Below are 5,555 nucleotides of genomic sequence, written 5' to 3'. Positions count from 1 at the left end.
GAGGATCCACCGCCGCAACCGTCGGGTTCGGTGCAATCTCGGCAGGCAGGCTTAAACGTTTCGGTGCCGTCTGCATTTCTCCAGGCGGGAAGCAGCAATGCTCCGACCGGCGCCATGGCGGCCGCGACGTCATCGGCATTGCATGCGGGCTCCGCGAGTTCAAGTGCTGTGCTTGTCTCCGCAGAGACTGGTGCGCGATCAAGGACGCCAACAACTTCGGCGCTTCCGACACAGGCAAGTCTCAACTCCGGGGTGATCCAGCGGGCGTCCGCCTCAAGCACCGTAGTTGATCCATCTACCGGCGCGCGATCGAAAACGAAAGCAACCCCGGCCTCCACGAAGGACAAAAAGCCGCTGGAGACGGCAAGAAAGGTTTTGAAGTGGGTTTGGGGTAGTTCGTCTAAGCCAACCGATCCGGCGAAGGAGCTTTCTAAGGTTTGGCGTGCTTGGGCGCAGGCCGGAGCGCCCGAAGAAAATCGGACAAAAGCCGCAACTACGTTGGAGCAATGGGTGCGCGACCATAACCCGGATGGGACGCTGCGTCGCGATGGGCAAATGGATAGAGGCTCACTGAATCTTAACGGTCTCGGCTTGAGGAGGCTACCTCCTCAGATGCCGGTAGCAGACAGTCTCGATCTCGGTGGAAACCGTTTTAGGCAGATTCCGAGCGGACTAGTGGGCGTGTCCACCCTCCACATTTCAGGAAATGAGCTTGAGTCTCTATCCGGCGCACCAACAAGCCTCGTTATGCTATACGCTACCGGGTGTAGACTGACTCGAGACAATGTGATGAGTCTATCCAGCGATTTTCAAAATATCCGTGTATTGGTACTGGATAATAATCGAATTGAAGGTTCGCTAAGAGATGTTGTGTTGCCTGCTCGTTTGCAGCGACTTTTTTTAAATCGCAATCGCATCACGGAGCTTCCGCGCAATCTGCCATCTGGTCTTACACATGTTTATGCAAATCGAAATCTGTTGAATGAGATGCCTGTCGGGTTGGGTCGAAACTTGTCATGGCTTGAGATTGAAAATAATAGAATTTCAAGCCTTCCCGATGATATCGCTGAGCGATTTCCGCGGGCTGCGATTTATCTACGGGGTAACCCACTTTCGCAGCGCGTGTTAGCGAACCTACACGGGATAATGACACAACCTGGATATCGCGGATCCCAATTGTATTTCTCCATGGGCGATGGGCGGGGGGTGCCTAGTCGTCCTCTTGAGGAGGCGGTAAGGGACTGGTTTGTCATTGGCGCGGCGCTCGAATGCAAAGAAACAAACACTTCCGCAGCGAACGCTCCGGAGGCCGCGTCGGCCGCAAGTGCGCCGGCTATTCCGGAAGTATGGAAAAAATTTGTTGGTGTCAACGGTGCAGGAGAATTTCAGAAATTTCTCGATCGGCTTAGGATTGATAATGTGAACTTTGCTAGAGATGAGACTGGGCAGTATAGGAGGCAGGTTTTTGAATGGCTCACTGCCATCAGCGGAAATCAAGAGCTAATTCAGAACGCTATTGATTTGGCTAGGTCGTCAACAGAAGCGTGCGAGGACAGAGTGTCTCTTACGTGGAACAACATGCAGGAGGCGCTTGTTGCGCATCATATGGAGAATGGATTTTATGATGCTGTTTTGTCGTCAGCAGCGGAAGTTGTTTCTGACAACGCGGGCACGAAGCAAGACCGTATTCACGAGCTCCCGCGCCTGGCACGGCAAACATTTCGTCGAAATGAACTCGAGAGAATTGCGTGGAAGAAGGTGTCCGAGCTCAAATTGTGCGACGATGTCGAGGTATTGCTAGCTTATCAACACAAGGCGTGGGATCGCCTGGACTTGGGCCTTGGTGCTCGAGATATGCGCTGGTACAGCGTGTCTTGGCTGAAAGATGAGGACATTGAAAATGCAGTGTTTCTGGTCCGAGAAGCTGAGAAGGCACAGTTTGTGGAATTTCTGTCCGCCGATTGGGAGCCATGGCGGGCGGTGTTGAGGCGCCAGATGCCGAACGAGTACAAGGCTGCTAAAGAGGGCCTGGAAAATAAGCTAGCGGGAGAATACTTCGAGCGAGAGGTTGAAGACGAGCTAGAGACAATGGGATTCCCCAAAGGAACGGCCGATGTGGGACTCGAGGCTCGGGTTGGGAGTATGATCACTCGAAGGCTTACGGTCGCAACCTACGAAGGCCTGACGCGAACATTCCTTCGCTCGCGAAATCTGGAGCATCTGTTGGACGAGGATGTTGACCCGTCCACAATCGGTAGCGCGTCGCAACCGCCACGCTCAGGCGCAGGGAAGGCAAATGAAGACACGACTGTGGCATTGTCTTCTGGCGTAGCGGTTTCGCCAACGAACCCACGGGGTGCCGAGGCAAGCGGTGTTACTGAGAGTGAAGTACTCTCTGCACCGCGTTTTGATCGCCATTCTCAAACACGCATTGCATTCAGGCGGCAGCGGGACGGCATGGCATCCTCTGCTCGAGAGCGAGTTTCGAGTGAGCGGTCTGGTCCGCCTGCGAGAGCGGATCGTGCTGCGGAGATTAACACTCCCGCGATTGCCGCGGATGCAAATTCGGCGATCCGTACTATTCCAGCGTTGATGCCCTCCGCTGAAAGAAGCAACACCAATGAAATGGATGTCAATTGGTAAGCGCAATCCCATCCGTCACAGCCGACAAGCCCGATAGGTGCGGGTGACAATGTCGCGGATCTCGGCAGTACGCGGGGAATCACACTGACATCAACACACGAGTTTGGCTCCGCAGCTGCCGCGTGGGCGGACGATGATTTGGCCGCCATGAGGACGGAACCGAGGGAGGCTGCCTTGAGGACTCTGTCAGAACTCCGGGATGGGTGGAGGAGCTGGGCGGCAGAGAATGCGCCGGGAGAGCAGCGCCAGCAAGCACTCAATACCTTCGACAGCGAGGTTTTCGATGCGCTGAGCACCGGCCGTCGCAGTATCGACCTTTTTATGAGCCATCGGGGATTGACCACGCTGCCCAACAACTGGCCCGACGGCATCACGATAGCACGTCTGGATCTGCGACAGAATCGCTTGACCGGCGATTCGTTTATTGTGCCGCCGTCCGTCAGGACGCTGGTTCTGGACTTTAACGAGCAGTTAGGAACGATCCCTGCTTTGTCTAATGACGTCTGGCAGCTTCGGGCAAATTATTGCGGACTCACTTCGCTCAATGGACTGAACGCGGGGCTCACGGAGTTGCATGCAAGAGGGAACAACATTGAGCACTGGCCCGATTTTTTACCAGACTCCCTTGATCGGATAGATGTCGGACATAACCAGTTGACGACCTTGCCATCGCGCGCGCCGACCAGTTTGGTTATATTGAACGCTTCATCTAACCAGATCACTAGCCTGCCGGAAAACATTACTGAATGGAGATCGAATCTCACGATTCACCTGGACGGCAATCCTTTGCCGCAGAGTGTGCTTGACAATCTCCGGGAAGCGCAGAGCGCTGAGGGCTACGCTGGCCCCCGGATTCGCTTCGGATCCGAGCCATCGTCATTACGATGCCAACGAGCCGATTGAAGGTGCCCGGAATGGGCTCGACATCTATATTAGAGTCCGACCCAAATCCTCGGTATCTGTTCAGACGATCGATATTTGGTCTTGAAGGGAAGGCGACGAGTTGCTGCCCACCAACCAATTGGTCGGTGGGCGCTTGGCGGTTGTCATGTCTTTGCCGGTCTTCGCACGACGTGTGACTAATCTGCCGCGAGTCGGGGCACCCGCGGAACGTGCGGTGGCCCTCGAGTGCATGGCGTTGGGTTCCGATGTCTCGCTCAGCGTCGAAGCGCATGCACGCCGGTCGATCGAACGATTGATAGGGATATGCAACGCGGCGGCAAGGCTACCCCTTCGACAGAACGGAGAAGGCGCGACGCGCGACTCGTGCAGAGGCGAGTGTGATCAGAATCGGGGGTGTCAGAATTTCCGTGTTCAAGGCGCGTTGTGATTCACTCGGATGCTTGAACGAATCGATCCTCGTAGAGAATGGCGAACTGGTTCATAGCCACCTTTCAGTCATGGGCAGCACGCCTCCAATCGGCGGTGATGTTGCGCAGTGCCAGCCAGATGAGCTTGGTGGCAGCCCCATCAGTCGGGAAGTGTCCTCGAGTCTTGATGATCTTGCGCAGCTGCGAGTTGATGTTCTCAATGGCGTTCCGTAGTGTATATAACCTTGCGAACCGCCGGCGGAAACGCGAAGAATGGAATCACACGAACCCATGCGTTGCGCTACGCCGCGCTGATCGCCGAATCTCTCATCCCATGGTCCGCCGGCAAAGGCATCGAGCTCTGCTTGAGCCGCCTCCGCGCTCGGGGCGGTGTAGGTCGGGCGAATCACGGCGGCTAGTCTTCGATGGTCTCCAGTTGGCGTAATCGAGGCTGTTGCGGATCAGGTGAACGATGCAGGCCTGCCGCTGGAAACACGGCAGCCAGCGCCTCGGGCATGCCTTTGAGGACGTCGGTCACGGCGATCAGGATGTCGTGAACGCCTCGTGTGTTGAGTTCGCTGAACACCTTCATCCTGAACTTGGCGCCTTCGGTGCCTTCGATCCACAAGCCCAGAATATCGCGCGTGCCGTCGGGCAGAACGCCCAGCGCAAGGTAGATCGCCTTGTTGCGTACGCCGGCGTCTTCGCCAATCTTGACCCGCTGCGCGCCAAAGAATACCACTGGGTACATCGGCTCAAGCGGTCGAGCTTGCCAGGCGGTTACTTCGGCGATGACCTTCTCGTTGACCGAGCTGATAAAATCGGGCGAAGCCTCGGCGCCGTATCGCTCCTGTAAAGACCCCCAAATCTCGCGCACGGTCATGCCCCGGGCATACATGGCGACGATCTTGCCGTCGAAGCCTGTGAAGCGCCGTTCGCGCTTGGGAATCAGCAGTGGTTCGAAGCTGCCGTCGCGGTCGCGAGGCACTTCGATACGAATCGGGCCGTCTTCGGTCAGGACTGTCTTGCGGCCCGTGCCATTGCGCTGGTTTGTTACGGTGATCAGCTTGGCAGCGCCGTGCGGGTAACCGAGATGGCGGCTCATCTCGCCGCCCAGCGCTCGTTCGATCAGCGCCTTCTTCAGGGCCAGCGTCGCGGCATTGATCACTTCGGCCGTCATCGGACCGCTGCCGAATTGTTCAAGCAACTCGGCGGGAATCGCCGGCAGGTTTACCGGTTTGGCTTTCGGTTTGCGAGGCATATAGTCTCCCTCGGAGCATCATATGCCATGAACACGAAATTACTGGCAGGCCCGCAGAACTTGTCCACACGCTACTGCAAACCATTCATGGCGGCGAATTTTCTTCTTTCCGCGAAAGACTCGAAGCTGACACGCGTCAGACTAATCGGCAACAATCAGGGCGTTCCAATATAAACTCGCCCTCATGCTGGTGGTGCGCGCCCGACTGGATTCCGTTGAGCTTGCACGTCCCGATCAAGCTGTACATTGCAGTGGCCCGCACACGCACTGTCAAAGCTGAAGAACAGATAGTTTCGTCGATTATGCTCAGATCAGCATAACAGGCGTTATGCGCACTTCGG

The 5,555-nt window shown here is 56.3% G+C and carries 3 protein-coding genes and 1 pseudogene; 3 read left to right on the top strand and 1 reads right to left on the bottom strand.

Going from position 1 to position 5,555, the window contains the following annotated elements:
- From C7H84_RS37020 to C7H84_RS36900, 3 genes are all read left to right on the top strand, one after another.
- Positions 1-290 (top strand): hypothetical protein (locus tag C7H84_RS37020; protein WP_205611511.1); only part of this gene is annotated, 290 nt, incomplete at its 5' end.
- A gap of 499 nt (positions 291-789) precedes the next feature.
- Positions 790-2,643: an NEL-type E3 ubiquitin ligase domain-containing protein gene (locus C7H84_RS36010; RefSeq protein ID WP_162999529.1), complete on the top strand. Its 1,854-nt coding sequence runs from the start codon at positions 790-792 to the stop codon at positions 2,641-2,643.
- Between the two features lie 174 nt (positions 2,644-2,817).
- Positions 2,818-3,546 carry a hypothetical protein gene (locus C7H84_RS36900; RefSeq protein WP_162999528.1) on the top strand — a complete coding sequence of 243 codons (729 nt, stop codon included), beginning with the start codon at positions 2,818-2,820 and terminating at the stop codon, positions 3,544-3,546.
- A gap of 491 nt (positions 3,547-4,037) precedes the next feature.
- Here the strand turns inward: C7H84_RS36900 and C7H84_RS36005 are convergent.
- Positions 4,038-5,214: pseudogene (locus tag C7H84_RS36005) on the bottom strand (IS256 family transposase).
- Positions 5,215-5,555: the final 341 nt, after the last annotated feature.

The organism is Burkholderia sp. Nafp2/4-1b, from assembly GCF_003635165.1.
Lineage (GTDB): Bacteria > Pseudomonadota > Gammaproteobacteria > Burkholderiales > Burkholderiaceae > Burkholderia.
The sequence above is the reverse complement of the archived record's forward strand: the minus strand, read 5'-3'. Positions and strand labels throughout refer to the sequence as shown.